A 24,712-nucleotide genomic window follows, 5' to 3' on the forward strand; every position below is an offset into this window, starting at 1 on the left:
GGCCCGCAGCGGCGGCATGTCAGGCTTCGGCGAGGATGCGGGCATTGCCGCGCACCGACTGTTCCGTCACCTCGATGCCGAGGCCGGGGCCGGTGGGGACGATCACCCTGCCATTGCGGTTGGGAACCCGCTCCAGCAGCACATCCTCGGTCAGCACGTGATGGGGCATGTAGAATTCGCAGCCGAGCGACATGCCCGGCGTCGCGGCGATGAACTGGGTGCCGGCCGCAAGCGCGATGCCGCCTTCCCAGAGCGTGCCGCCATAGCCCGGAAGATGCAGCGCATCGGCAACCGCCATCAGCGCCTGCGCCTTCAGGATGCCGCCGGCCTTCATCAGCTTCACCGAGACCGCATCGGCGGCACCCAGCCGGGCGATCTCCAGCAGGTCGCGGGCGTCGAAACAGCTTTCATCGGCCAGGATGGGCGTATCGAGGGCGGCCGCGAAGGACGCCATCGCCGCCAGGCAGTCGCGCGGCACCGGCTGTTCGATGAAGGTGGGCCGGAACCGGTCGACATCGCGCAGGATGGCGATGGCCCCGAAGGGATCGAGCGCCTGGTTGTAGTCGAGCCGAAGGTCGACCGTCTCGCCGAAGGCGTCGCGGATCGCCTCCAGATGCGCCATGTCTTCGGCATGGGGCTTGACGCCGGTCTTGACCTTGAAGATCCGGTTGCCGGCCGGAACCATGGCCTGCATGCGGGCGAAATCGGCGTCGAAATCGGGATCCGCGATCGAGAAGGAGAGCGGGATCTCGTCCCGCACCCGGCCGCCGAGCAGGTCGGCGACCGAGAGGCCGCAGCTTTTGCCCAGAATGTCGAACAGCGCGGTCTCGATCGCGAGCTTGGCCTCGCCATGGCCGACCAGGGCCTTATCCATGGCCCGGGTCAGCGCGCGGATGCGGTTGACCGGCGCACCGGTCACCAGTGGCCGCAGATAGACGTCGATCGCGGCGAGGGCCGCTTCGGCCGTACCGGTGAACACCTCCCAGGGGGCCGCCTCGCCCCAGCCGACAAGGCCGGAGGTGGAGGTCGCCTCGACCAGGACGCGCTTGACCGTGCCCTTGACGTTGCCGACGCCCTGCAGCCGGGCCATCGCGATCGGGCTTTCGATCAGGAAGACGCGCAGTCGTTCAATGCGCTCCATGGCTTGGTCCTAGATGGCTTTGTGGAAATGGCTGAGGAACTGGCGGGTCGCGTCCTGGCGGGGATCGCCGATCACCTGGGCGGCGGGGCCGTCTTCGACCACGACGCCGTCGCGCATGAACACCACCCGGTCCGACACCTCGCGCGCGAAGGCGATCTCGTGGGTCACGATCACCATGGTCATGCCGTCGGCGGCGAGTTTCAGCATCGTCGCCAGCACCTCGCCCACCAGTTCGGGATCCAGCGCCGAGGTCACCTCGTCGAACAGCATCACCTCGGGCTCCATGGCCAGCGCCCGGGCGATCGCCACCCGCTGCTTCTGGCCCCCTGACAGCGTGTCGGGCATCTGCCCGGCCCGGTCGGCCAGGCCCACTTTTTCAAGCTGGGCCAGCGCCATCTCCCGTGCCTCGGCCTTGGGCCGCCGCCGGACCTGGATCGGGGCCTCCATGACGTTCTGGAGCACGGTCATATGCGGGAAGAGGTTGAAGTTCTGGAACACCATGCCGGTGCGTGCCCGAAAGCGCGCCAGTTCGCGATGCGAGGGCATCGGCGCGCCGGTGCCGAAGACGAAGCGGGCATCGCCGACGCGGATGCTGCCGCGATCGGGGGTCACCAGCAGGTTCATGCAACGCAGCAGGGTCGACTTGCCGGAGCCCGACGGTCCGATCAGCGAGACCACCCCACCGGCCGGGACCGTGAAGCCGATATCGCGCAGCACGGCGAGCGATCCGAAGGATTTCTGCAGGCCGGCGATGTCGATCTTGGTTTCCTGCGGCCTGGTTTCAGCGGCGGTCATGACCGGCTCCCCAGCCTGCGCTCCCGATGGCGGACGAACAGCGTCAGCGGGAACAGGATGACGAAATAGGCGACCGCGATCGCGGTATAGGTCTCGAGCGGCCGGAAGCTGTCATGGGCGGCCATCTGGCCCTGATAGACCAGATCGGGCACCGCCAGCACCGAGACCAGCGAGGTGTTCTTGAACTGCAGGATCGACTGGTTCATCAGCGCCGGGATCATGCGCCGGAGCGCCTGAGGCAGGATGATCCGCCGCATGGTCTGCGCCGGCATCATGCCCAGCGCCGCCCCCGCCTCGCTTTGGCCCGGATCGATCGAAACGATGCCGCCGCGGATGATCTCGGCATAGAAGGCGCCGCCATAGCAGGAGAGCGCGATCAGCGCCGCACTCGTGGCACTGAGTTCAATGCCCGCCAGGATCGGCAGGGCGTAATAGCACCAGATCAGCTGCACCAGGATCGGCGTGCAGCGGAAGACCTCGATGAAGGCGAGGCTGGCCATGCGCAGCGGCGCAAAGCGGCAGAGCAGACCCAGCGCGCCGACCAGACCGACCGCGAGGCCACCGGCCACGATGGCCACGGTGAACGACACCGTCACCCACAGCCCGTCGAGGAAGAGCCAGCGATAGCCCCACAACAGGCCGAAATCCCACTCGTACATCCGGATCTCCCGGTCCAGGGTGGCAGCGGATCCGCGGCGGCGGCAGCCGGCCCCGCCGCGGATCCGGGGAGATCAGACGTCGAAACCGGGCGGGAAGTCGGACTGTTTCACGCCCACCAGCTGCATATTGCGGATGATCGCGTCCTTGATGAAGCCGCTCGCACGGTTGGCCTTGATCCAGCCGTCGACGAACTGCCGCCAGGACTGGTCGTCCTCGCGCCGGAAACCGGCATTCGAGGTGGTGTAGTCGGCCGGCGTCGGGATGATCAGCTTGCCGATCTTCGGGTTCTTGGCCCGAAGCGACAGGCCGAGCACCAGCACCAGGCATTGCGCATCCGCGCGGCCCGACTGCAGGGCGGCGGTGGCGTCGCTCTGGTTCTTCAGGCGCACGACGGTTGCGTTGGGCGCATGCCGCGTGACGGCCGCATCATGCGACGAGCCGGCATCGACCGCGATGCGGACCTCGGGCTTGTTCACGTCTTCCCAGCTGGTCGCCTCCAACCCCTCCTTCGCCACCAGCGAGAAGGCGTTGTTGAACACCGGCACCGAGAAGTCGATGACCTTCTGCCGCTCGGGCGTCGGGTTCAGGCCGAAGAAAACATCGACCTTGTCGGCCTGAAGATCCAGCACCGAATTGCCCCAGGTCGTCTCCAGCACCGACAGCTCAAGACGCAGATCGTCGGCAAGCTTCTTGCAGATATCGATATAAAAGCCCTGCCAGCTGCCGTCGGTCAGGCTCTTCTTGTAATAGGGGGCTCCGTCCGGCACGCCGCCGATGCGCAGAACTCCCGAATTCTTCACCCGCTGGAAGGAACCATCGGCCGCGAAGGCCTGCCCCATCCCGATTTTCAGCCCTGCCGCAGCCGAGACCATGCCCGCGCCGAGGAAGGTGTTGAACCGCCTGCGATTCATCATATCCCGCATGTCTCCTGACCTTCATTTTTATTTGTAGGTCGAGTATGGGATCATCCAGCCGGCATCACAACGCATGAATATTGGGCATTGCATGACCTAAAGTCATGCTACTGGCCGCGGAGCAAACAGGATTGTCCTCCAGAGGATCAGAGGTTGCGCCCGGAGCGGGCAAACATGAATATCTGGAAAATGCTCGACGCGAACGTCATGACGCCGATCAGTGCGATGAGCACCGAACTGGAGACGATTCTGTCGATCCAGTCAGGGCGCAGAATGACCGGAGTGCCCACCCCGAAATAGGCCACCTGCAGTTCGACCTCACCCCGTTCGGAGAGGGCGACCAGGCGCATCCCTTGTTCCGCCGACGGCGTGATATTGCCAAAAAGCGTGGCAGGCATGCCGGCTTTGAGAACCTGAACCGAGCTACCCAAGGTGAAGTCGCCACGCTTCACCACCTCGGTGACATCCCGGAACAGAGAATTGGCAATGCCGGTCTGCCGCACGTCCCACCTGCCGGCGCGCAGATAATCACGGGCACCCGTTGCCATGTCACCGCCGATCCGCGCAGAGCCGACGAAGGTCAAAGCCCCCTGCCTGCCCCATATATCGGCGGGTATGACCAGAAAGGCGCGCTCGGGCACATCCGTCTCCTGACGTCGCCTGATCTCGATCTCCAGCCGCCCCTCGCCGTCGACCGAAACGGCCACCTCGTCGCTGTGGTGCCAGTGGATCGAAAGGTCCGTCCGCTCCACCACTTCGAAGAACGCCGCGCTACAGGCGGTATCCCGATCCGCCGCTTCCGCCGTCACCTGTCGCAAATCAGGTATCGCCCGTGGCAGACACAGGATGGAACGCGGGAAGTTCCAGGTGTTCTGGTCACCTTGGAAGGTGATCGCTGCCCCCAGGGTCTCCGCCTCGATCTGGAACGAGCGGTCATTCGCGGTCGTCGCCAGAAAGACCACCGTCACCACGACCAGAACGCTGAAGCCCGAGACGAAGCGCCTCAGGAAGGCCATGTATCGCACCAACTACTCCTGCGGCAACCAGAGAATGAAATCGGTGGGCGGTGCAACTTTGCGCGCCACCATGCGAAGGATCTCGATCCGCGTGGGGCCAGCAAGACCGCCGACAGGCAGATCGCATGCAGCGTCGAAGGCGCTTCGGGCCGGCAGATCGATCGCACGGCAGCGAATCGGCGTCTCACGCCCGGCGACATACAGATAGACCGCATCGGCCCGGAAGGAGTTGAGCAGGACGGTCAGCCTGTCACCGCCGCCACCGTTCCAGATCGCAAAGGACATGTCGCGCCCCAGCTCCGCGCCGCAGGCATTCCGGCTGAGACGGATCGACAGGCCGTCGGATCCGGCACCCAGAAGAACGTCGGCGTGCACGGTCGGGAAAGGAAGCTGAGCGATCCCACCCGGCCAGTCAGCCGGAATCCTGTAGGTCGCCGTTGCCTCATAGAGCCCGTTGATCGTAAGAACAGAGGCACAGATGCTTTCCCCCGCCCAGCGCCGGGGGACGAAGCCACGCATGGAAATATCGTCCTGTGCAGAAGCATAGACCTGAACACCGGTAACGACCGTGCCGGAAATCAATGCGCTCGGCCGGACGATCTCCCTGAAGCCATTCTGGCCGAGCTCAAGTGCCGGTTCGTTCTGTGCCATTGCCTCCGACATGGGAATCAAGAGAGCCGCGAGAACGACAGACATGATCCTCTTCCGTAACGTCATGACCATGATCCTTTCGGCACTCGCCCTGTCGGCAATTTACGGAACATCCGCACAGGCACAAACCGTTTCGGTGAAAAACGGCGAGGGAGAGAACGGCTTCGGCTGGATGTTCGGTCAGGCAGGCACCTGCTATGCGGTGATGCCCCGCCATGTGGCAGGCATCTTTCCGCGGGTGACCATCTCCACGGCGGCCCCGGTGCAGACCGGGACAGGCACGGTGATTGCCCCCTTCTGGGAGGGGATCGACCTGGCGATCGCCGTCGTACGGGGCATAGAAGAAGATCGCTGCACCGAGCGGCTGGATACTCTCAATATCGATTCTGCCGGCCGACGGGCGGCCGAAGCCAGCCTGCTGCGCCTTTCTCCCTCGGGAGAAGAAGAACGGGTGCCGCTGCACATCATGCGTCGTGACTACCTGACGCTTGAGGCCAGGATCGAAGGCGGTCGCGAGATCATGCAAGGGACATCCGGCGCCTTCGCCTTTGTGGGCGAGACACCGATCGGCATGGCCTATGCGTCGGCGGACCCCGGCCAGGCGACGTTCATGCGTTCGGAAGAGATTCTGATAAACCTGCGCCGCTTCCTGAACGAGCAGGGGGCCGCCTATGCGGCCCCGTCTGCAGCTGTCACGCTGCAGCCCGCCGACCCGTCCGCCCGGGGGGGATTGCAGCTGGTCGTCGCCAACAGTTCGACGCCGCCGATCAATCCGCGCTTCGCTCCTGAAAATCTGGCTGGCGACGGGGTCTTCGTCTATGACGGTGTGCCGGGCGCACGGATCGTGTTCGGCTTCGCCACCGGCGATGTCGCTGCGGTGCAACGTCTCCGGATAACCGCACCGACGACGGCAGGGTATGCCCTGCCCAGGACGATTATCGTCCAGTACTCCCTGGATGCCGAGGGGCGTCGGTTTCGGGAATGGACCCGTGGCCAGATGGCCCCTGATGGTCTGTTCGATACAGGTCAGATGGCGCCACGCAACATGCGTTGGGTTGCGCTCACCATCCTTGATGCCTGGAGCACCGGGCCCGTGGTGATCGACGAGGTGATCGTCGACTAAGCTCATTCGAGCAACTTTATCGTGAATGGTACCGGGTCATCGACCCCCCCCAAAGCGGCTGACCCCGAGATGGTGCCGTCGTCACCGATCGTGCCACGGGCATTTAGATAACTTGCCGTCAGAAAAATACCGTCGGCATTGACGGTTACGAAGCATTCATTCCCTGCACTCGCGTTCACATAGCAACGTTTGTCGGGTGAATATTCGCCAACACCGATCCTCCAGTACCCGATCTTCTCCGGCGTGACGTTTCCATTCCATCGGTCACGAATAACAACGGTGTAGCGGTTGTCCTTTACCGCCCTGCCGTCCAGACGAATTGAGAAGATCGGGCGGGTCTTGAGAAAGCTCTCCAGGGCCGTTCGCTTGACGGACGGGTTTGGTGACAGCAATCCGAAATCAAGTGCAAGCCGTATCAGTTCCGGATCGTCGCTTTCCAGCATGATCTGCATCGCAGCAAGACTTCGCGCAGGATCCGGATCATTGAGAAGTTCCTGATAAGGATTGAGCGCGGAAACGCGCTTGTCCACCAGAGCCCGCAATTGTTCCGGGCTGAGGCTCTGTGCACCCGCCGTCTGGGCAGCCATAGCCATAGCGGCTGCAAAGGTGAAGAATACAACGCGACCGCTTCTGTTGAGCATACCACACCTCTTCGGGACCTGGTCACATATTAGACCAGATGGAGATCCGGTGGAACTGCCTAACAACGGAAGCTGTGCCGCAGCGTGTTCTTCAATCACCAGATCCATCCCCGCCATCGCCCCCGCCATCCCAGCCGCTCTCCGGCACATAGACCCCGCCATCGCGATAAGAGGGTGCCGGCAGCCCCGACGGCAGATCGGGGGTGACCTGCCGCTTCAGCAGCTGGCGGGCACCCTGTGCCACCAGCCCCAGCGCCATCAGGGCGGTGCAGACGAGCGCCAGGCGGTCGGCACCGGTGCCCTCGGCCAGGATGGCGGGAATGGCGGCGAAGCCCGGGCCCGAGGCCAGGCGCCAGCCGGCCCCGACGAGGGCGGCCAGGATCGGGAGGGTGGCAAGGGCGGCAGGCCCCCGCCCCACCCGCTCCGTCCGATGGCTCGCCAGCACCAGAAAGGCGGTGTAGAGCAGCAGCACGGCCACGCTCAGCATGGCGCCGCCGGTGCCGGTCATCATCATCTGCCGGTGGGTGATCACCAGATCGGCCAGCGCCCCGGCACCGCCCGCGAACAGCGTGGTCGCCAAAAGGGCCGAGGCGGCGGCGGCGGCGGCCCGCGGCCGGCCACCGCGGGCAAGGCCATGGATGACCAGCTGATGGGCCGCCACCTGCACGCCGATGGCGAGCACGCCGGTCATCAGCACCAGACCGGGCCGGGCGGTCCCTGCCCCGATCCCGGTCAGGACATGGAAGATCCCGACCGCGGCCGCCGCCAGCAAAGCCAGGGCGGCGAGGCGGCGCAGCAGGGCCATGACTGTCCTCATTGCCGGATCGCAGGATCGGGGGCCGCTCAGGCCCCCTGCAGCACGTCGGCCGGCTCATCCGCCTGGATGAACCCGCCCGACTGGCGATGCCAGAGCCGGGCATAGAGGCCGCCGGCGGCGATCAGCTGGTCATGGGTGCCCTGTTCGACGATGCGGCCCTGATCCATCACCACCAGCCGGTCCATGGCGGCGATGGTCGACAGACGATGGGCGATGGCGATGACGGTCTTGCCCTCCATCAGCCGGTCGAGATTGGCCTGGATCGCGGCCTCGACCTCGGAATCGAGCGCGGCCGTCGCCTCGTCGAGGATCAGGATCGGCGCGTCCTTGAGCATGGCGCGGGCGATGGCGACCCGCTGGCGCTGGCCGCCCGACAGCTTCACCCCGCGCTCGCCCACATGGGCGTCATAGCCGCGGCGGCCATGGCTGTCGACCAGGGTTGCGATGAAATCGTCGGCCTCGGCCCGGCGGGCGGCGCGGATCATCTCGTCATCGGTCGCGTCGGGGCGGCCATAGACGATGTTGTCGCGCACCGAGCGATGCAGCAGCGAGGTATCCTGCGTCACCACGCCGATCGCGGCGCGCAGCGAATCCTGGGTGACGCCGGCGATGTCGGTGCCGTCGATGGTGATCCGGCCCTGTTCGACGTCGTAGAAGCGCAGCAGCAGGTTCACCACCGTCGACTTGCCGGCGCCCGACCGGCCGATCAGCCCGATCTTCTCGCCCGGCTTCACGGCCAGGTCGAAATCGCGCACCACCGGCCGGCGGCCGCCATAGTTGAAGCCGACATGCTGAAAGCGGATTTCCCCCGTCACCGGGCCCAGCTCGCGCGCATCGGGGCGGTCGGCCACTTCATAGGGCAGCGAGATCGAGCCCATGCCGTCCTGGACGGTGCCGATATTCTCGAACAGCCCGGCCATTTCCCACATGATCCACTGCGACATGCCCATCAGGCGCAGGGTGAACGACACCGCCACCGCAATCTCGCCGACGCTCACCGCCTGCACCGTCCAGAGCCAGATGCCGAGCGCCGCCACCGAGGCGATCAGCATATAGTTCAGGCAGAGATTGCCGACCTGGACCACGGTCGACATCCGCATCTGCAGATGCACGGTCTTGAGGAAGCTTTCCATGGCGTCGCGGGCATAGTCATCCTCGCGCCGGGCATGGGAGAACAGTTTGACGGTCGCGATATTGGTATAGCTGTCGACGATCCGCCCGGTCATCTCGGAGCGGGCATCGGCCTGGGCCTGCGAGACGGCACGCATGCGCGGGATGAACCAGCGCAGCAGCGCGGCATAAAGCAGGATCCAGGCGAGGAAGGGCAGCATCAGCCGCCAGTCCGCCGAGGCGGCGACGATCAGCGCGCCGGTCATGTAGACCAGCACGTAATTGCCCATGTCGAGCAGCTTGATCACCGTCTCGCGCACCGCAAGCGCGGTCTGCATCAGCTTGGTGGCGACCCGGCCGGCGAACTCGTCCTGGAAATAGCTCATCGACTGGCGCACCAGATAGCGGTGCAGGCTCCAGCGGATGCGCATCGGGAAATTGCCGAGCAGGGTCTGGTGAATGATCAGCGAATTGCCGAGCGCGATCGCCGGCATCACCACCAGCACCAGCACCGCCATGCCGATGAGCTTCCAGCCCTCGGCCGCGAACAGCCCCTCGGGCGTGTTCGCCTGAAGCAGGTCGACCAGCGAGCCCATGAACGAGAACAGCGCCACCTCGGCCAGCGCGATGGCGGTTGAGAGCAGCGCCATCACGATCAGCCAGGGTTCCGCCCCCCGGGTGTAATGGCGGCAGAAGGCAACCAGCCCGCGCGGCGGCTGGGTGGGTGCCGCCGGTGGATATGGGTCGAGCCGGGACTCGAACCACCGCATGATCCGGCTGGCCGGGGACCGGCCGTTCAGGCGGCCGGTATCGATCAGAGACATCAGAGGCGGGTCCTGTTCACGCGGGGGACGACGGCAAGCCCCCACATATATGACCGCAGGGGCGCCGCGACCAGAGCCCCCGAGCCTAATCCACCCCGGTCGGGTCTGCGGTGAGGCTGGTCACGATCGCCCTGAGCCTGGTTTCGAACAGGCCGGGATCATCGAGCGCGCGGGCCAGAACCAGGGCCCCCTGGATGTCGGCGACCGCCGTGACCGCCCGGTCGCGCGCCGTGCCGGGGGCAAGCCCCATCGCGCCCAGCGCCGCAGCCAGGGCATCGATCCAGGCCGCGAAATAGCCGGCGACCGCCGCAGCGAAACGGTCGCGCACACCGTCGAGCGCGAAGGCGCCGACCAGGCAGATCCGACGCCCGCCGCGGAAATACCGCCCGACCGCGGCCGCCGTTTCCTCGATCGCCGCCCGCGCGCGATGGGGATCGCCCGAGGCGGCGGCGGTCTCAAGGGCCCGGAAGATCTCGTCCCGGAACCAGCGGTCGATATCGGCCAGCACGGCCGCCGCCATCTCTTCCTTCCCCCCGGGGAAGAAATTGTACAGGCTGCCGCGGCCGAGCCCGGTGGCGGCGCCGATCACCTGCAGGCTGGCCCCCTCATAGCCATGGGCGCGGAACACCTCGCCCAGAAGCGGGATGATGTCGCTGCGTTCCCTGACCAGCCGTGCCATGGCGTCGCGCCGCCTCCCCTCTCTCTTACAGATCCAGATCGCTCAGGCCCGGATGATCATCCGGCCGCCGGCCCAGAGGCCAGAAGAATTTGCGATCGACCGCCGCGATCGGCAGATCGTTGATGCTGGCGATCCGGCGCTTCATCAGCCCGTCCGTGTCGAACTCCCAGTTCTCGTTACCATAGGAGCGGAACCAGTTGCCGCTGTCGTCATGCCATTCATAGGCGAAGCGCACCGCGATCCGATCCCCTGCCGTGGCCCAGAGTTCCTTGATCAGCCGGTAGTCGTGTTCGCGGGTCCATTTCGCGGTCAGGAAGGCAACGATCTCCGCGCGGCCGCGCACGAAGCTCGCCCGGTTGCGCCACAGGCAATCGGGCGTATAGGCGCCGGCGACCCGCTCGGGGTCGCGGCTGTTCCAGCCGTCTTCGGCGGCGCGCACCTTCAGGGCGGCGGTTTCGGCGGTGAAGGGTGGGATGGGCGGGCGCATGGGCGATCTCCGATGATCTGTACCGTTTGATAATGTCTGTATCGAACAGTACAAACATGACGCTGCGAGTCAAGCCTGACGCAGCCCCGGGCAGCGGCTATGATGCGCAGCCGAGCCATGCAGCATATGCAAGCCCTGATGCTGCAAACGCCGATACTGATGTTCTGGACATCACCTTTGAAGGTATTAACATGAGAATTGCCAGTCCGGACCGGAGGACCCCTTGATCACGGCGGCCCAGATGCGCGCAGCCCGCGCCCTGCTCGGCATCGACCAGCGTCAGCTGGCCGAGCTTGCCGGCGTGTCGCTCCCCACCATCCAGCGGATGGAGGCGAGCGAGGGAACGGTGCGCGGGGTCGTCGACACCCTGACCAAGGTGATCGAGGCCTTCGACCGGGCGGGTGTGGAATTGATCGGCGACGGGGCGCAGAGCCTCGGCCAGGGTCGTGGCGTGCGCCTGAAAGAGGCACCGCCCGGCCGTTGACCGCCTGTCCCCGCCACCGGCCCCGATCATACAAAGGGATCCGGAACGGATGGCCGCCTCAGCCCAGGGCCCGCGCCTGGCGGAGCTTTTCACCCCCAAACTCGTCACCGTGCTGCGCGAAGGCTACGGCCTGGGCGCACTGCGCGCCGATGCGATCGCCGGCCTGACCGTGGCGATCGTCGCCCTGCCGCTGTCGATGGCGATTGCGATCGCCTCGGGCGTCGGGCCCGAACGCGGCCTCTATACCGCGATCATCGGCGGTTTTCTGGTCTCCGCCCTCGGCGGCAGCCGCTTCCAGATCGGCGGCCCGGCCGGCGCCTTCATCGTGCTGGTGGCGTCCACCGTTGCCACCCACGGCGTCGACGGGTTGATCCTGGCGACGATGCTGTCGGGGTTGATCCTGCTTGCGATCGGCGCACTCCGGCTCGGCACCTTCATCAAATACATCCCCTATCCGGTGACGGTGGGCTTCACCGCCGGCATTGCGGTGATCATCTTCTCAAGCCAGATCAAGGATCTGGCCGGGCTGCATCTGGCGGGCCCCGAACCCGCCGCTATCCTGCCCAAGCTCCGCGCGCTGGCCGATGCCGCGGGCACCGCCAGCCCGGCGGCGATCGCACTGGCCCTGGCCGCGATCCTGATCATCCAGGGCACCAAGCGCTTCGCCCCGCGCCTGCCCGGCATGCTGATCGCGGTGGTCGGCACCGCCCTGGTCGCCGCCCTCGCCGGCCTGCCGGTCGAGACCATCGGCAGCCGGTTCGGCGGCATCCCTTCCATGCTGCCCGCCCCCGCCCTGCCGGCGATCTCCGTCGAGAAGGTCATGGCCGTGCTGCCGGCCGCACTCTCTTTCGCACTGCTGGGCTCGATCGAAAGCCTGCTCTCGGCGGTGGTGGCCGATGCCATGACCGGGCGGCGCCACCGGTCGAACTGCGAACTGGTCGCCCAGGGTGTGGCCAACATCGCCTCGGCGCTGTTCGGCGGCATCTGTGTCACCGGCACCATCGCCCGCACGGCCACCAATGTCCGCTCGGGCGCACGCGGCCCGGTCTCGGGCATGCTGCACGCCCTGTTCCTGCTGGGCTTCATGGTGATCGCGGCGCCGCTCGCGGCCTATATTCCGCTGGCGGCACTGGCCGGCGTGCTGGCGGTGGTGTCGTGGAACATGATCGAGCGCCACGCGATCGGCATCCTGCTCCGCGCCTCACGCGGGGATGCCGCGGTGCTGGCGGTCACCTTCCTGCTGACGGTGTTCGAGGATCTGACCGCCGGCATCGTCGCCGGCTTCTCGCTGGGCGCGCTGATCTTCCTGCACCGCATGGCCGGTACGGTCGCGGTGGAGACCGGCCTGCCACTGATCGAACCCGACCGCGCCGACAGCGACCGCCCGGAAACCGGCGGCCGCACCGCCTGGCAGCCGGCCGAAGGCGACGAGCGCGCGGTGGCCGTGCTGCGCATCTCGGGTGCCTTCTTCTTCGGCGCCGCAGCGACCGTGGGCGCCACGCTCGACAATGTCGGCGCCGCAGCCCCCAAGGCTTACGTGCTGGATATGAGCGCGGTGCCCCTGCTCGATTCCACCGGCGCCGCCACCATCGACGGTTTCCGCCGCAAGGCCGACCGCCAGGGCGCCACCCTGTGGATCGCCGCCGCCCGCCCGGCCGTGCGCCACATGCTCCACCGCCACGGGCTGACCCCGCCGGCGGTCCATTTCCGCGGCGATACAGCCACGGCGGTTGCCGCGGCGCGGCAGGCGCTGACCGCCGGATAGCGGCACGACAGGCCGTCAGCGGGCGCCGAGATGCGCCTCCAGCGCCGCCACGAACAGGCGGACCTTGGGCGGCACGAAGCGGGTGGTGGGGTGGATCGCCCAGATGGTCAGCGGCTCGGGCGCGCCGTCTTCAAGCGCGACGACCCGAAGCCGTCCGGTCGCGAGGTCGTCGCGAACATTCCAGTCGGCGATGATGGTCAGGCCCAGCCCGTCGATACAGGCCTCCTGCAGGGCATCGATCGAGGTGGCGGTAAAGCGTCCGCGCACCCGCTGGCGAAGCGGGCCCGCGGGCCCGGTAAAGGACCAGTGGCCGGTGCCGGGTGTGGTGAGGCAGTCATGATCGGCAAGCTCCGCCACCCGGCGCGGCGTGCCGTGGGCGGCCAGATAGGCGGGTGAGGCGACCAGCAGCCGCGGATTGGGCGCCACCCGGCGCGCGATCAGGGTGCTGTCGCGCAGGGGCGCGATGCGGATCGCGAGATCCAGCCCCTGGGCCACGATGTCGACGACCGCATCGCTCGCCACCAGTTCCACCTCCAGCGCCGGATTGTCGCAGAGGAAGCCGGCCATCATCGGTGCCACCACCTTGCGCGCAAAGGGCACCGAACTGGTGACGCGCAGCCGGCCCGCCGCCCCCGACGCGGCCGGGCGCACGGCGGCGCGGCCGTCGGTCGCGTTTTCCAGCAGGGTCTGGGCATAGGGCCAGAAGGCCTCGCCCTCGGGCGTCAACGCCAGGGCACGGGTGGTGCGATGGACCAGCCGCACGCCGAGTTCTTCCTCCAGCGCCGACAGACGGCGCGAGGCGACCATCGGGCCGATACCAAGCCGACGGGCCGCGCCGGCCAGGCTGCCGGCCGCCACCGCCTCCACCAGCACCGCGACGTCGTTCAGGTCGATCATATCGTTTTCCGATAGGCAGGCTGATCATTTGCGGTCAGTACCGCCGATCCCGAGGGTAGGTCAGATTACCGGGGCCAACAAGACGGGAGGCGATCATGACCGCAGGAACCACAGCCGGCACACCCGGCCTTGCCGCCCCGGCTGCCGGGATGAGCCGGGGGCTGACCTTCACCATGGCCGCTGCAACCGGAATTGCTGCTGCCAACATCTATTACAACCAGCCATTGCTGGGGCTGATCGGGCAGGACCTGCCCGGCCGGGCCACGACGCTGGTGCCCACCGCCACCCAGCTGGGCTATGCCGCGGGGCTGTTCCTGCTGGTGCCGCTGGGCGATCTGGTGGAGCGGCGGCGGCTGATCACCGTGCAGTTCCTGGCCCTCGCCCTGGCCCTGGTCGGGGCCGCCCTGGCGCCCGATGCGCTGCTGCTGGTGGCGGCCTCGTTCGCGGTCGGCCTTGCCGCCACCGTCGCCCAGCAGATCGTGCCCTTCGCCGCCCATCTGGCGGCACCGGAGCGCCGCGGCGCGGTGGTCGGCACGGTGATGTCGGGGCTGCTTGCCGGCGTTCTGCTCAGCCGCACGCTGGCGGGGTTCGTGGGCAGCCATGCCGGCTGGCGCGAGATGTTCTGGCTGGGCGTGCCGCTGGCGCTCGGCACCGCGGCCCTGCTCGCCTGGCGCCTGCCCCATGCCCCGGCCCGACCGGCCGGGGGCCTGAGCTGGGCCGCGTCGCTGCGCTCCCTGCTCGGGCTCTGGCGGGCGCATGGCGCACTGCGGCGGGCGGCCGTCACCCAGGCCCTGCTCTTCGCCGCCTTCTCGGTGTTCTGGACGGTGCTCGCCTTCCGGTTGCAGGATCCGCGTTTCGGCCTGGGGGCGGATGCCGCCGGCGCCTTCGGCCTGGTCGGCATGGCCGGCGTGCTGGCCGCGCCCCTCGCCGGCCGCATCGCCGACCGCCGCGGCCCCGACCGGGTGATCCTGGCGGGCGCCCTCGGCCCCCTCGCCGCCTGGGCGATCTTCGGCACCTGGACCAGCCTCGCGGGCATGATCATCGGCGTCGTTCTGCTCGACTTCGCGGTTCAGGCGGCCCTGGTCTCCAACCAGCACGTCATCTTCGCCCTCGCCCCCGAGGCCCGCGCCCGGATCAACACCCTGTTCATGGGCGCCATGTTCCTGGGCGGCGCCACCGGCTCCGCCACGGCCACAGCGGCCTGGCAGGCGGGCGGGTGGACGGCCGTCACCATTCTTGGCGCGGGGTTTGCGGCGGTGGCGAGTGTGATGCGGCTCCGCCGCTGGCGCTGAGGCCCGATATGGGCGTCACGCCTCTTCCGGATCGGCAAACTCCGCCGCGATGTCGCGGAAGCGGTCGGCGAGGGTCAGGAAGGCGTCGACGATGTCGGGGTCGAAATGGGTGCCGCGGCCCTGGGTGATGATGTCGACGGCGGTGTCGTGGGAATAGGCGGGCTTGTAGATCCGCCGGCAGATCAGCGCGTCATAGACATCGGCCACCGCCATCAGCCGGCCTGAGAGCGGGATGGCGTCGCCGGCCAGGCCGCGGGGGTAGCCGCTGCCGTCCCATTTTTCGTGATGGGTGTAGGCGATCTCGCGGGCGTAGCGGAGGAAGGAATTGCCATTGCCCGAGCCGATGCGGGCCTCGGCGGTGGCGATGGCGGCGCGGCCGAATTCGGCGTGCTGCTTCATCACCTCGAATTCTTCCGGAGTGAGCCGGCCGGGCTTGAGCAGGATGGCGTCGGGCACGCCGACCTTGCCGATATCGTGCAGCGGGGCGGATTTGTAGAGCAGGTCGATGGTGGCGTCGTCGAGGTCCGCGCGAAAGCGGGGATGGTCCCTGAGGGCCAGCGCCAGTTCGCGGACATAGGTCTGGGTGCGGCGGATGTGGTTGCCGGTCTCGTTGTCGCGGGTTTCGGCCAGCGAGGCGAGCGAGAAGATGGTCAGGTCGCGCACCAGCGCCAGTTCGCGGGTGCGCTCTTCGACGCGGCGCTCCAGTTCGGCATTCTGGCGCGCGAGCCGGGCATTGGCTTCCCTGAGTGCCAGATGGGTGCGCACCCGGGCGCGCACGATCTCGGGCGAGAAGGGCTTGGTGATGAAATCGACGCCGCCGGCCGCGAAGCCCGCGCGCTCGTCGCGCTCGTCGTGGAGTGCGGTCAGGAAGATGACCGGAATGTCGGCCGTGGCCGGATCGGCCTTCAACCGCCGGCAGACCTCGTAGCCGTCCATGCCCGGCATCATCACGTCCATCAGCACCAGATCGGGCCGGCCCTCCGCCGCGGCAGCGATCTCCAGGGCCTTCTGTCCGGTGGTGGCGATGCGGGTGCGGTAGTCGTCCTTCAGCACCGCATTGATGATGGTGAGATTGGACGGCGTGTCGTCCACCAGCAGAATGGTCTTGCGGTCGGTCATTCGTCCGCCTCCAGGGTGCCAGTGATCACGGTGTCCTCGATCAGGGTGCTGGCCCCGTCGAAATCGAAGGCATCGATCCGTCCGCCGAGTGTCGCCAGCATGGCGGGGGGCAGGATCGCGGCAAGCGTGCCGCGCTCGGCCTCGAACAGGTCGACGGCGGCGCCGTCGCTGTCGCGCAGCAGGGCCGCCAGCCGTGCAAGCGCGTCGCGCGCCCGGGTCACCGCGGCCGCATCGGCCGGCGGCGGCGGATCCGGTTCGACGTCTTCCAGCCCCGCCAGGGGCCGGATCACCTCGGCCGCGGCATCGAATGCCTCTTCAAGGGCCGCGACCGCCGCCTCGGGGTCGCCATCCGGATGCTTCAACGCCGCCTCGACCCCACCCGCGGCGGCGGCAAGGGGCGTGATGCCCAGATTGCCGGCCACACCGGCCAGGGCATGGGCAATCATCCGCGCCTCTGCCGCATCACCACGCCCGATGGCGGTGCGGATCCGGCCCGCTGCATCGGCATGATCGGCCAGCAGGCGCAGCAGCAGGTCACGATAGAGCCGGGCATTGCCGGCCAGGCGACGCAGGGCCGCCTCTACCTCGATGCCGGCAAGCGGCGGCAGGGCCGCCAGATCGCGCGGCGCCGGCAGGACCGGCAGCAGGCCCGCCAGATCGCCGCCGGGGCGGACGAACCCCGCCACCACCGCCATCAGCCGCTCCGGATCGACCGGCTTGGTGACGCAGTCGTTCATGCCCGCCTCCAGGCAGCGCTGGCGTTCCTCGGCCAGGGCATGGGCAGTCATCGCCACGATCGGCAGATCCGCCAGGCCGGGGGTCGCCCGGATCGCCCGCGTCGCCTCGTAGCCGTCCATCACCGGCATCTGCAGGTCCATCAGCACCAGATCGTGCACCGGCGGCCGCGGCCCCGCCACCAGCCGGTCCAGCGCCGCCCGGCCGTCGGTTTCGACATCGACCACTAACCCTGCGGCCTCCAGAAGCTCCAGCGCCACCTGCTGGTTGAGGGCGTTGTCCTCTACCAGCAGCACCCGCCCACCCCTGAGATCGGGCAGAAGCTGGGCGGTGGTGGCGCGGAGATCGTCGCCACCGCCGTCGTCGAAGACATGCATGATGGTGTCGAACAGGGTGGAGGCGTTGAAGGGCTTGCCCAGCACCGCCCGGATGCCCGCCGCCTCGGCCGACTGGCGCAGATCGTCGCGCCCGAAGGCGGTGATCATCACGATCGGCGGCACCGGCGCGCCCGCTTCGGCCGCGGCCTGGGCGATCAACCCGGCGGTGGCGAGCCCGTCGAGCCCGGCCCCCAGCCGCCAGTCGAGCAGGACCAGGCCATAGGAGTCCTCCACCTCGCGGCCGCGGGCGAGCGCTTCCAGCCCCGCCTCGCCCGAGGGCACGGCCACCACCCGGAAGGCCATGCCCTCCAGCATGCCGGTCAAGACCTGGCGGGCAAGCGGGTTGTCGTCGATCACCAGCACATGCAGGCCGCGCAGATCCGGCCGCGCGGTGATCCGCGACCAGCGGGCGCGGCTGCGGCCGAAGGCGGCATCGAAGGTGAAGACACTGCCGACACCGGGCGTGCTCTCAACCGTCACCTCGCCATCCATCATCCGGACCAGGCGGCGGCTGATGCTGAGGCCGAGCCCGGTGCCGCCATAGCGCCGGGTGATGGAGCCGTCGGCCTGGGTGAAGGGTTCGAACAGATGCGACATCTGGTCGGGCGTCATGCCAATGCCGGTGTCGCGCACCGCGAAGCGCAGCCGGTGGCCATCGGCATCGGAGGTCACCAGCCGGACCGAGACCACCACCTCGCCGGTCTCGGTGAACTTGACCGCATTGCCGGCCAGATTGATCAGCACCTGGCTCAGACGGAGCGGATCGCCCAGAAGCGTGCCGGGTACGTCGGGGGCAACGTCGAAGATGAATTCCAGCCGCTTCTCTTCCGCGCGATGGCCGATCACGGTTGCAAGGTTGCCGAGCACGTCGTCGAGGCGGAAATCCACCGCCTCCAGCTCCAGCCGGCCGTTCTCGATCTTCGAGAAGTCGAGGATGTCGTTGATGATGCCGAGCAGCCCGTCGGCCGCCCCCTGGATCTTCTGCAGATAGTCGCGCTGGCGGGGGGGGAGATCGGTTTTGAGCGCCAGATGGGTCATGCCGATCACGGCATTCATCGGCGTGCGGATTTCATGGCTCATATTGGCGAGGAAATCGCTCTTCAACCGGCTGGCCTGCTCGGCCAGATCGCGGGCGCGGGCCAGCTCGTCGGCCGCATGCCGGCGCGGGGTGATGTCGCGCACGAAGACGACGCCATGCCAGGCACCGTGCAGCCTGAAGGTCGAGAGGCTGAATTCCACCGGGAATTCGGTGCCGTCGGCGCGCCGCGCCTCGATCTCGCGGGTGCGCGTCCAGGGGGTGTCGCCGGCATCGGCCATGGCGTGGGCTGCCCCCGCCCGCAGCGCCGCCCGGTGGCGGTCGGGCGTGATCAGGTCGTGGACATTGCGCCCCACCGCATCGGCCGCGGCATAGCCGAAGAGCTGCTCCGCCGCCGGGTTCCACAACAGAACATGCTCGTGAGAATCGATCATGACGATGGCATCGAAGGCCGAGGCGATGATGCCGCGGAGCGTGGCCTCGCTCGCCTCCAGCGCCCGTTCCGCGCGCACCCGGTCGGTGACGTCGGTTGCGACACACAGCACCCCATCGGCGGTCGAGGGCGAGCGCACCACATTGACCGAACGCCCGTCGGGCAGGGTGAGGAAGGTTGCGAGCGTGCCGGAGCTGGGCGCGCCGAGGAAGGCGTCCCAACGCCGGCGCGCAGTGGCCTCCGGATCATCGGTGGGCCCGTAGACGCCTTCGGCGGCGAAGCGGCGGACGACATCCATCATCGGCATGCCCGGCTGGGCAATGTCTTCCGGCACACCGAACAGACTGGCGAAGCTTGGATTGACGAAGCGCAGCCGGCCGTCGGGCCCGATCAGATAGACGGCACCGGGCAGCAGATCCAGGATCATCCGAAGCCGGGCCGTCGCTTCGGCACTGTCTTCTTCCGCGCGCGCCCGCTCGGCGACCTCTGCCTTCAGGCGCCGGTTCCAGATGCCGAAGATCGCAAGCGCCGCCAGGAACGCGGCCGCCGGCGGCAGGATCCAGGGCAGCACGACCGACAGATCGAGCCGCTGTTCAAACCGCCCCTCCTGCCAGCGGGCGGTGATGGCGTTGAGCGTGCCGGTATCGAGATCGGCGCCGGCCACCCGCAAAATGCCGGCGAGCATGTGGCTGTCGGCCAGGACCGCCAGGCCGAAAACGACATCATTGCCGCCCGGCAGACCGGTCAGCTTCAGATTGCCCAGGCCCAGCCGGCGGATTTCCCAGCTGGCCACCGCAAGCTCTGCCGCGGCCACATCGGCTGCACCGCCGGCCACGGCCTTGAGCGCCGCCTCGGCCGTCGGCCAGCGGGTGACGACCAGCCCCGGTGCGATACCCTTCACCGCCGCTGCGACCGCGCTGCCGTCGACCACCGCGACCTGCCGTCCGAACAGGTCGCCCGCCGCCTGAATCGGTTTGGTCTCGATCCGGTCGACCAGCACCCAGGGGGTGCGGGCATGGGCGACCGGGAAGACGATGCCATCTTCCACCTCTTCCAGATGGCCGAGGCTCGCCACCGCATCGACCCGGCCTTCATACAGCAGACGCCGCGCCTCGGCCGGGCTTTCGGCCGGCACCAGATCGATGGTGAAACCGGCAGCGGTGGCGATGTGGTCGAGCACATCGGCGGCAATGCCGGCATGGCTGCCATTGCGGTCGATGAAGCCGAGCGGTGCGGTCGCGCGGGTGGCCGCCACCGTCAGCACCCGATGGCGGGCGATCCAGTCGGCCTGACGATCATCGAGGCGCGGCTGCGCCACATCCAGCATGCCGACCCCCACCGAGGACAGCCAGTGGCCGCGGATCTCCCGATGTTGCTCGGGCGTCAATGCGCGGATGCCGGCGGAGAGAATCCCGGTGAGCGGCGGCAGATTGCGGGTGACGGCGATGGAGAGCGCGCCGGTGTTGAGATCGGTGACCGCCCCGATCTGCAGCCCGTCCAGCCCTCGCTGGCGGATCATCCAGCTCGCGGCCGCCATTTCGCCCACATAGGCGGCGGCCTGGCCCGAGGCGACCATGTCGAGCGCCGCAGCGGTGTCGGCAACCAGGGCAAGCCGGATGGCGGGATAGCCGGCGGCGAGATGCTCGGTGGTGGCATAGCCGCGTTCCATGGCGACGGTCTCGCCCGCCAGGTCGTCCAGGGATGTCGGCGGCAGGCGGTCGCGCGGAGAGACGATCACTGCCCGGCTGGTGACATAGGCGGTGGTGAAGCTCATCGCCGCCTCACGCGCTGGCGTGCGGTTCATGCTGGCCAGGGCGTCGATCTGCCCGGCGCTCAGGGCAGTGATGGCCGCATTCCAGTCGGGAAAGCGGACCTCGCGGATCCGGGCGCCCACCGCCCGGGCGATGGCGGCGACGTAATCGGCGCTCATCCCCTCCCAGCTGCCATCGGCGGTGACGCTGTCATAGGGTGGCCAGCCGGCCTCCACCACCCCAAAGGTGACCGGACCGTAAGCGGCAAGCCAGGCCTGCTGCGCCGGATCCAGAACCGGCCCGACCGCGCCTGCATTTGCGTCAACAGCCTGTCCCTGCCGCCCGACGATGCAGAGCAGCACGACCACCAGGCTCAAGATGACGCCCCGGACGGACACGCCAATGCTCCGCAGGTCACTACACATTGGCCATCATGTGACCGGTACGGGGGGATGAAAAGCGAATTCGGAAGGCGACCGGCGTCTGTGTGCACCAACCTCAGGGCGGATCAGCGCGCCTGTGTTGAAAATTGCATCTATGATGCGACAATCGTCGGCACACGGCGATCATCGCCACAAACCGAAAGCCCCGGCCATGCCATTCCCCGGACGACACATCCTGCCCATGCTCGCCGTGCTCGCAGGTCTTGCAGCCATGCCGGCGCAGGCGGAAGACGCCGCCGCCCGCTACCGCTCGATCTTTACCATCAATGGTCAGCCGCAGGCGGTGATGCTGACGCTCGACGGGACGCAGGGCCCGGACAGCCGGCTGCGCCTCGCCTTCGGCGCACCGCGCAACTGCATCATCGATTTCGAAGCCGTCGGCAGGCGGGACGGCGTGCAGAGCTTCGCCGCGCGGCGCGCCTCGCCCGGAAGCTGGTGCGAACGCCAGCTGGGAGAGATGGCGGAGGTCCGTGTGCTCGGGATCGAGGGCGACGAGATCAGCTACGAGTTCCGGACCGCGCGCGCCCCGGCCGAACGGCATGTGGGCCTGAAATAGCCGCGGGTGGGCGCGCGCGCCTTGCGGGATCCGCTCAGGCCGTCTTGAGCACGCTGGGCGGGATGGCGGCGATGAAGTCGGTCAGATTATCGCCCAGCAGGGTGACATGATCGCGCATCGCCGCCTGGGCACCTGCGGAATCGGCGGTCAGGATCGCGTTCAGCACCCGCTCGTGCTCGTCCAGCGTTGCGGTCATCCGGCCGGGCAGGAAGGTGACATAGCGGCGATAGGGCGAGACGCGGTTGCGCAGCGCCAGTGTCTGCTCGGCGATGAATTCGGAATTCGAGGCATCGTAGATCGCCTCGTGGAATTCCCGGTTGACCTCGTAGAAGGCCTCGGGCTCGTCGTCCTGGATCACCCGGACCAGGCGCTCGTGGATGGCCTGAAGATTGCGGCGCTGGGCGGCATTGGCGCGGCGCGCGGCAAAGCTGGCGCAGAGGCCTTCCAGCTCGGCCATGATCTGGAACATCTCCAGCAGCATCGAAATCGATACGGTGGACACCGTCGCCCCCTGGCGGGAGCGCATCTCGATCAGCCCGGCGGCGGCCAGCGCATGCAGGGCCTCGCGCACCGGGGTCCGCGACACGTTGAAGCGCTCGGCCAGTTCCACCTCGTCCAGCCGGTCGCCGGGGCGCAGCTCGCCACGGACGATCTGCTGTTCCAGGCTGCGGCGCAGGCTTTCGGCACGGGTTTCGGTCACCACGGGCACCGTCTTGATCTTCATGACACCATCTTCTTCGGAGCGCGTGCGGATCCGCTCGGGGGAGACGGCGGAGCGCTACCGCCCCGCGGACAATACCGGTTTTATCGTCGCCGTGCACGCAGAACTGCCGGATGAGCATGCGTGCGGCTATCTTCTGCATCAGTCGGGGACGAAATTCCGCGGCCGCGACATCACCTGACGCACCAGCGGTTCGAAATCCGCCAGGGTCAGGGACCGGTAGTCGCGATCGAAGGCCGCCTGATCATAGAGTTCGCAGAATTCGGCGGTGAAGCCGAACAGGCGATGACCCCGGTATTTCTCGCGCGCATCGCGGTCGCGGCCCAGGAAGTGCCAGTAGTAATAGCCCTGGAAGCTGCCGTGATGGCGGACCATCCAGTAGAGATCGTCGGTGACATAGGGGCGCAGCATCGCCGCCCCGGCCTCGGGATGATTGGCGGGTGCAACGGCATCGCCGACATCGTGGAACAGGGCCGCGAAGACATAAAGCTCGTCCCGGCCATCACGCAGGGCCCGGGTCGCGGTCTGCAGGGAATGGTCGAGCCGGTCGATCGGGAAACCCAGATGCGGGGTGGCCAGCCCGGCCAGCAGCCGCAGATACAGATCCGGCGTGGCCTGGCGATGCCGCGCCATGTGGCGCTCCTGGATCTCGTAATCCCGGGCCTGACTGTCGCGGATGCTGCGATAATCCGCCCGCTCGTCGGGCGTGAAGGGCAGCGCCGGGCTGCCGGCGGCGGGCGGTACGTCGACCATGTCGCCATCTCCTGCATGCAGATCTGCACTTTTTGTATCGGGAAGCGCACCGTCTGTCCAGATACGGCCGGCATCTTCCTGCCTTTTTCCTGAGCACATGTGCATCATTGCCTAAATTATAGGCTGATATGGCGTCATATGGCCATTTTTTATGCGATCTTCGACGTTCTTGCATACAAGAATGCCGGGATACGCATTCGTAAAAGCCCCGTCGACAGCGCGGTCTGCCGCCGATTGCCGGCAGGACCGTCACGCCACCGTCATGGTTCGCCGCGTCTGGCACGGCCGTTGCAACGCTCCGGCAGGGTGCCGCAGAGGCAGCACCCGCATGACATGGCATGCAGTCAGGTTCCGCAACCCGGACCGCAGGCCCATGGTCGACATCACCGCCGCCACGCCTTCAACGGCCCCCGACGATCGAGGAGACCAGACGACATGGCTTTCGCACCCCTCTTCGCGAAAGGCGCCCGCCGGGCCGCCGTCGCCCTTGCGCTTGCGGCACCGCTGCTGGCGGCCGCGACCCTTGGCGGCGCCCAGGATGCCCGGGCGGCAGAGAAGGCCTCGCTCCGGCTGAAATGGCTGCCCCAGGCGCAGTTCGCCGGCTTCTACGTCGCGAAGGCCAAGGGCTTCTACGAAGCCGAAGGCATCGACCTGACCATCAATCCGGGCGGCCCCAACCTGAATGCCGAGGCGCTGGTCGCCTCGGGCGCCGACACCTTCGGCCTGACGGGCGGCGTGGAAAGCCATCTGGCGGCGGTGGACAAGGGCATGCCCCTGGTCGCGATCGGCGTTTCGCATCAGAAGACGCCCTATGCCTTCGTCACCAAGCCCGACAGCGGCATCAAGACGCTCGCCGACTTCAAGGGGAAGAAGGTCTCCACCTGGTATACCGGCGCGCAGTACACGCTGAAGGCGATGCTCGCCACCGGCGGCGTCGGCGAGGGCGATTTCACCCTGATGCCGCAGTCTGTGTCGCTGAACCCGTTCATCGACGGCGAGGTCGATGTCGCGACCGCAACGCTCTACAACGAGCTGAACACGCTGAAGTCGCGCGGCCTGACCGATCTGGTGCTGTTCCAGCCCGATGATTTCGGCATCACCGTGCAGCGCGACACGCTGGTCACCACCACCGATACCGCCAAGGACAAGCCAGCGCTGGTGCAGGGCTTCCTCACCGCCACGCTCAAGGGCTGGAAATATGCGCTGGAGCACAAGGCCGAGGCGATCGACATCATGATGAAGGCCGATCCCGGCATGGATCGCAAGCATCAGGAAGCGATGATCGAGGCCATCCAGGACGTGATGGTCTATGGCAAGGGCGCCAGCGACGGCCTGCTCGCGATCGATTTCGACAGCCTGCAGAAGCAGCACGACATCCTGCTCGCCAACGGCGTGATGAAGGCTCCGGTCGATCTGAAGGCCGCGTTCGACCCCTCCTTCTGGGACAAGGTCCCGGCCGAAGACAAGAAGCTCTGAGAGCGGAAAGGCGGAT

The 24,712-nt window shown here is 67.6% G+C and carries 22 protein-coding genes; 6 read left to right on the forward strand and 16 right to left on the reverse strand.

Features of this window, described 5'->3' with window-relative positions; translation table 11 throughout:
* Window positions 1–19 precede the first annotated feature (19 nt).
* From CMO28_RS10980 to CMO28_RS11005, 6 genes are all read right to left on the reverse strand, one after another.
* On the reverse strand, window positions 20–1,141 hold the full coding sequence (locus CMO28_RS10980) for an enolase C-terminal domain-like protein (protein ID WP_296713352.1): 1,122 nt from the start codon (window positions 1,139–1,141) through the stop codon (window positions 20–22).
* Window positions 1,142–1,150: 9 nt separating this feature from the next.
* Window positions 1,151–1,936: an amino acid ABC transporter ATP-binding protein gene (locus tag CMO28_RS10985; protein WP_296713354.1), complete on the reverse strand. Its 786-nt coding sequence runs from the start codon at window positions 1,934–1,936 to the stop codon at window positions 1,151–1,153.
* A complete protein-coding gene (locus CMO28_RS10990; RefSeq protein WP_296713355.1) occupies window positions 1,933–2,595 on the reverse strand; it encodes an amino acid ABC transporter permease in 663 nt (220 codons plus the stop codon). Before CMO28_RS10990 ends, CMO28_RS10985 begins: the two co-directional genes overlap by 4 nt.
* Window positions 2,596–2,667: 72 nt before the next feature.
* Entirely contained in the window at window positions 2,668–3,510 is an 843-nt protein-coding gene (locus CMO28_RS10995; protein ID WP_296713357.1) for a transporter substrate-binding domain-containing protein, read from the reverse strand.
* A 146-nt stretch (window positions 3,511–3,656) separates the two neighbouring features.
* A complete protein-coding gene (locus CMO28_RS11000) occupies window positions 3,657–4,526 on the reverse strand; it encodes a hypothetical protein (RefSeq protein ID WP_296713359.1) in 870 nt (289 codons plus the stop codon).
* Between the two features lie 12 nt (window positions 4,527–4,538).
* Window positions 4,539–5,222: a hypothetical protein gene (locus CMO28_RS11005; protein ID WP_296713361.1), complete on the reverse strand. Its 684-nt coding sequence runs from the start codon at window positions 5,220–5,222 to the stop codon at window positions 4,539–4,541.
* Between CMO28_RS11005 and CMO28_RS11010 the strand changes: the two genes are divergently transcribed.
* A complete protein-coding gene (locus tag CMO28_RS11010; protein WP_296713363.1) occupies window positions 5,221–6,300 on the forward strand; it encodes a hypothetical protein in 1,080 nt (359 codons plus the stop codon). The two genes, CMO28_RS11005 and CMO28_RS11010, sit on opposite strands and share 2 nt — an antisense overlap.
* A gap of 2 nt (window positions 6,301–6,302) precedes the next feature.
* Here CMO28_RS11010 and CMO28_RS11015 read toward each other — a convergent pair whose 3' ends face one another.
* The 5 genes from CMO28_RS11015 to CMO28_RS11035 all read right to left on the reverse strand — a co-directional run bounded on the left by CMO28_RS11015 (window position 6,303) and on the right by CMO28_RS11035 (window position 10,858).
* The gene (locus CMO28_RS11015; protein WP_296713366.1) at window positions 6,303–6,941 is read right to left on the reverse strand and encodes a hypothetical protein; all 639 of its coding nucleotides are present in this window, start codon (window positions 6,939–6,941) and stop codon (window positions 6,303–6,305) included.
* 91 nt (window positions 6,942–7,032) lie between these two features.
* A complete protein-coding gene (locus CMO28_RS11020) occupies window positions 7,033–7,746 on the reverse strand; it encodes a hypothetical protein (RefSeq protein ID WP_296713368.1) in 714 nt (237 codons plus the stop codon).
* A 38-nt stretch (window positions 7,747–7,784) separates the two neighbouring features.
* Complete coding sequence (locus CMO28_RS11025; RefSeq protein WP_296713369.1) at window positions 7,785–9,692, reverse strand: ABC transporter ATP-binding protein; 1,908 nt, start codon at window positions 9,690–9,692, stop codon at window positions 7,785–7,787.
* An 85-nt stretch (window positions 9,693–9,777) separates the two neighbouring features.
* Window positions 9,778–10,371, reverse strand: coding sequence for a TetR/AcrR family transcriptional regulator (locus tag CMO28_RS11030; protein ID WP_296713371.1), 594 nt, complete (start codon window positions 10,369–10,371; stop codon window positions 9,778–9,780).
* A 25-nt stretch (window positions 10,372–10,396) separates the two neighbouring features.
* On the reverse strand, window positions 10,397–10,858 hold the full coding sequence (locus CMO28_RS11035; protein ID WP_296713373.1) for a nuclear transport factor 2 family protein: 462 nt from the start codon (window positions 10,856–10,858) through the stop codon (window positions 10,397–10,399).
* 223 nt (window positions 10,859–11,081) lie between these two features.
* Here CMO28_RS11035 and CMO28_RS11040 point away from each other — a divergent pair, with 223 nt between their 5' ends.
* Entirely contained in the window at window positions 11,082–11,342 is a 261-nt protein-coding gene (locus tag CMO28_RS11040; RefSeq protein ID WP_014752794.1) for a helix-turn-helix domain-containing protein, read from the forward strand.
* Window positions 11,343–11,391: 49 nt separating this feature from the next.
* Window positions 11,392–13,107, forward strand: coding sequence for a SulP family inorganic anion transporter (locus CMO28_RS11045; RefSeq protein ID WP_296713377.1), 1,716 nt, complete (start codon window positions 11,392–11,394; stop codon window positions 13,105–13,107).
* A gap of 15 nt (window positions 13,108–13,122) precedes the next feature.
* On the opposite strand, the gene CMO28_RS11050 is transcribed toward CMO28_RS11045, so the two are convergent.
* The gene (locus tag CMO28_RS11050) at window positions 13,123–14,004 is read right to left on the reverse strand and encodes a LysR family transcriptional regulator (RefSeq protein WP_296713378.1); all 882 of its coding nucleotides are present in this window, start codon (window positions 14,002–14,004) and stop codon (window positions 13,123–13,125) included.
* Between the two features lie 95 nt (window positions 14,005–14,099).
* Here CMO28_RS11050 and CMO28_RS11055 point away from each other — a divergent pair, with 95 nt between their 5' ends.
* Window positions 14,100–15,296 (forward strand): MFS transporter, encoded by a 1,197-nt coding sequence (locus CMO28_RS11055; protein WP_296713381.1) that lies wholly within the window; start codon window positions 14,100–14,102, stop codon window positions 15,294–15,296.
* 15 nt (window positions 15,297–15,311) lie between these two features.
* Here the strand turns inward: CMO28_RS11055 and CMO28_RS11060 are convergent, their stop codons facing one another.
* Window positions 15,312–16,415 carry a response regulator gene (locus CMO28_RS11060; protein ID WP_296713383.1) on the reverse strand — a complete coding sequence of 368 codons (1,104 nt, stop codon included), beginning with the start codon at window positions 16,413–16,415 and terminating at the stop codon, window positions 15,312–15,314.
* Window positions 16,412–21,145: a response regulator gene (locus CMO28_RS11065; RefSeq protein ID WP_296713386.1), complete on the reverse strand. Its 4,734-nt coding sequence runs from the start codon at window positions 21,143–21,145 to the stop codon at window positions 16,412–16,414. Before CMO28_RS11065 ends, CMO28_RS11060 begins: the two co-directional genes overlap by 4 nt.
* Window positions 21,146–21,341: 196 nt before the next feature.
* Here CMO28_RS11065 and CMO28_RS11070 point away from each other — a divergent pair, with 196 nt between their 5' ends.
* On the forward strand, window positions 21,342–21,746 hold the full coding sequence (locus CMO28_RS11070; RefSeq protein ID WP_296713388.1) for a hypothetical protein: 405 nt from the start codon (window positions 21,342–21,344) through the stop codon (window positions 21,744–21,746).
* 34 nt (window positions 21,747–21,780) lie between these two features.
* Here the strand turns inward: CMO28_RS11070 and CMO28_RS11075 are convergent, their stop codons facing one another.
* Both CMO28_RS11075 and CMO28_RS11080 read right to left on the reverse strand, forming a co-directional pair.
* Window positions 21,781–22,470 carry a GntR family transcriptional regulator gene (locus CMO28_RS11075; protein ID WP_062764319.1) on the reverse strand — a complete coding sequence of 230 codons (690 nt, stop codon included), beginning with the start codon at window positions 22,468–22,470 and terminating at the stop codon, window positions 21,781–21,783.
* A gap of 138 nt (window positions 22,471–22,608) precedes the next feature.
* Complete coding sequence (locus CMO28_RS11080) at window positions 22,609–23,220, reverse strand: HD domain-containing protein (protein ID WP_062764321.1); 612 nt, start codon at window positions 23,218–23,220, stop codon at window positions 22,609–22,611.
* A gap of 435 nt (window positions 23,221–23,655) precedes the next feature.
* Here CMO28_RS11080 and CMO28_RS11085 point away from each other — a divergent pair, with 435 nt between their 5' ends.
* Window positions 23,656–24,696: an ABC transporter substrate-binding protein gene (locus tag CMO28_RS11085; RefSeq protein ID WP_296713395.1), complete on the forward strand. Its 1,041-nt coding sequence runs from the start codon at window positions 23,656–23,658 to the stop codon at window positions 24,694–24,696.
* The last annotated feature ends 16 nt before the right edge of the window (window positions 24,697–24,712 follow it).

This window comes from Tistrella sp. (assembly GCF_002684955.1).
Classification (GTDB): Bacteria; Pseudomonadota; Alphaproteobacteria; order Tistrellales; family Tistrellaceae; genus Tistrella; species Tistrella mobilis.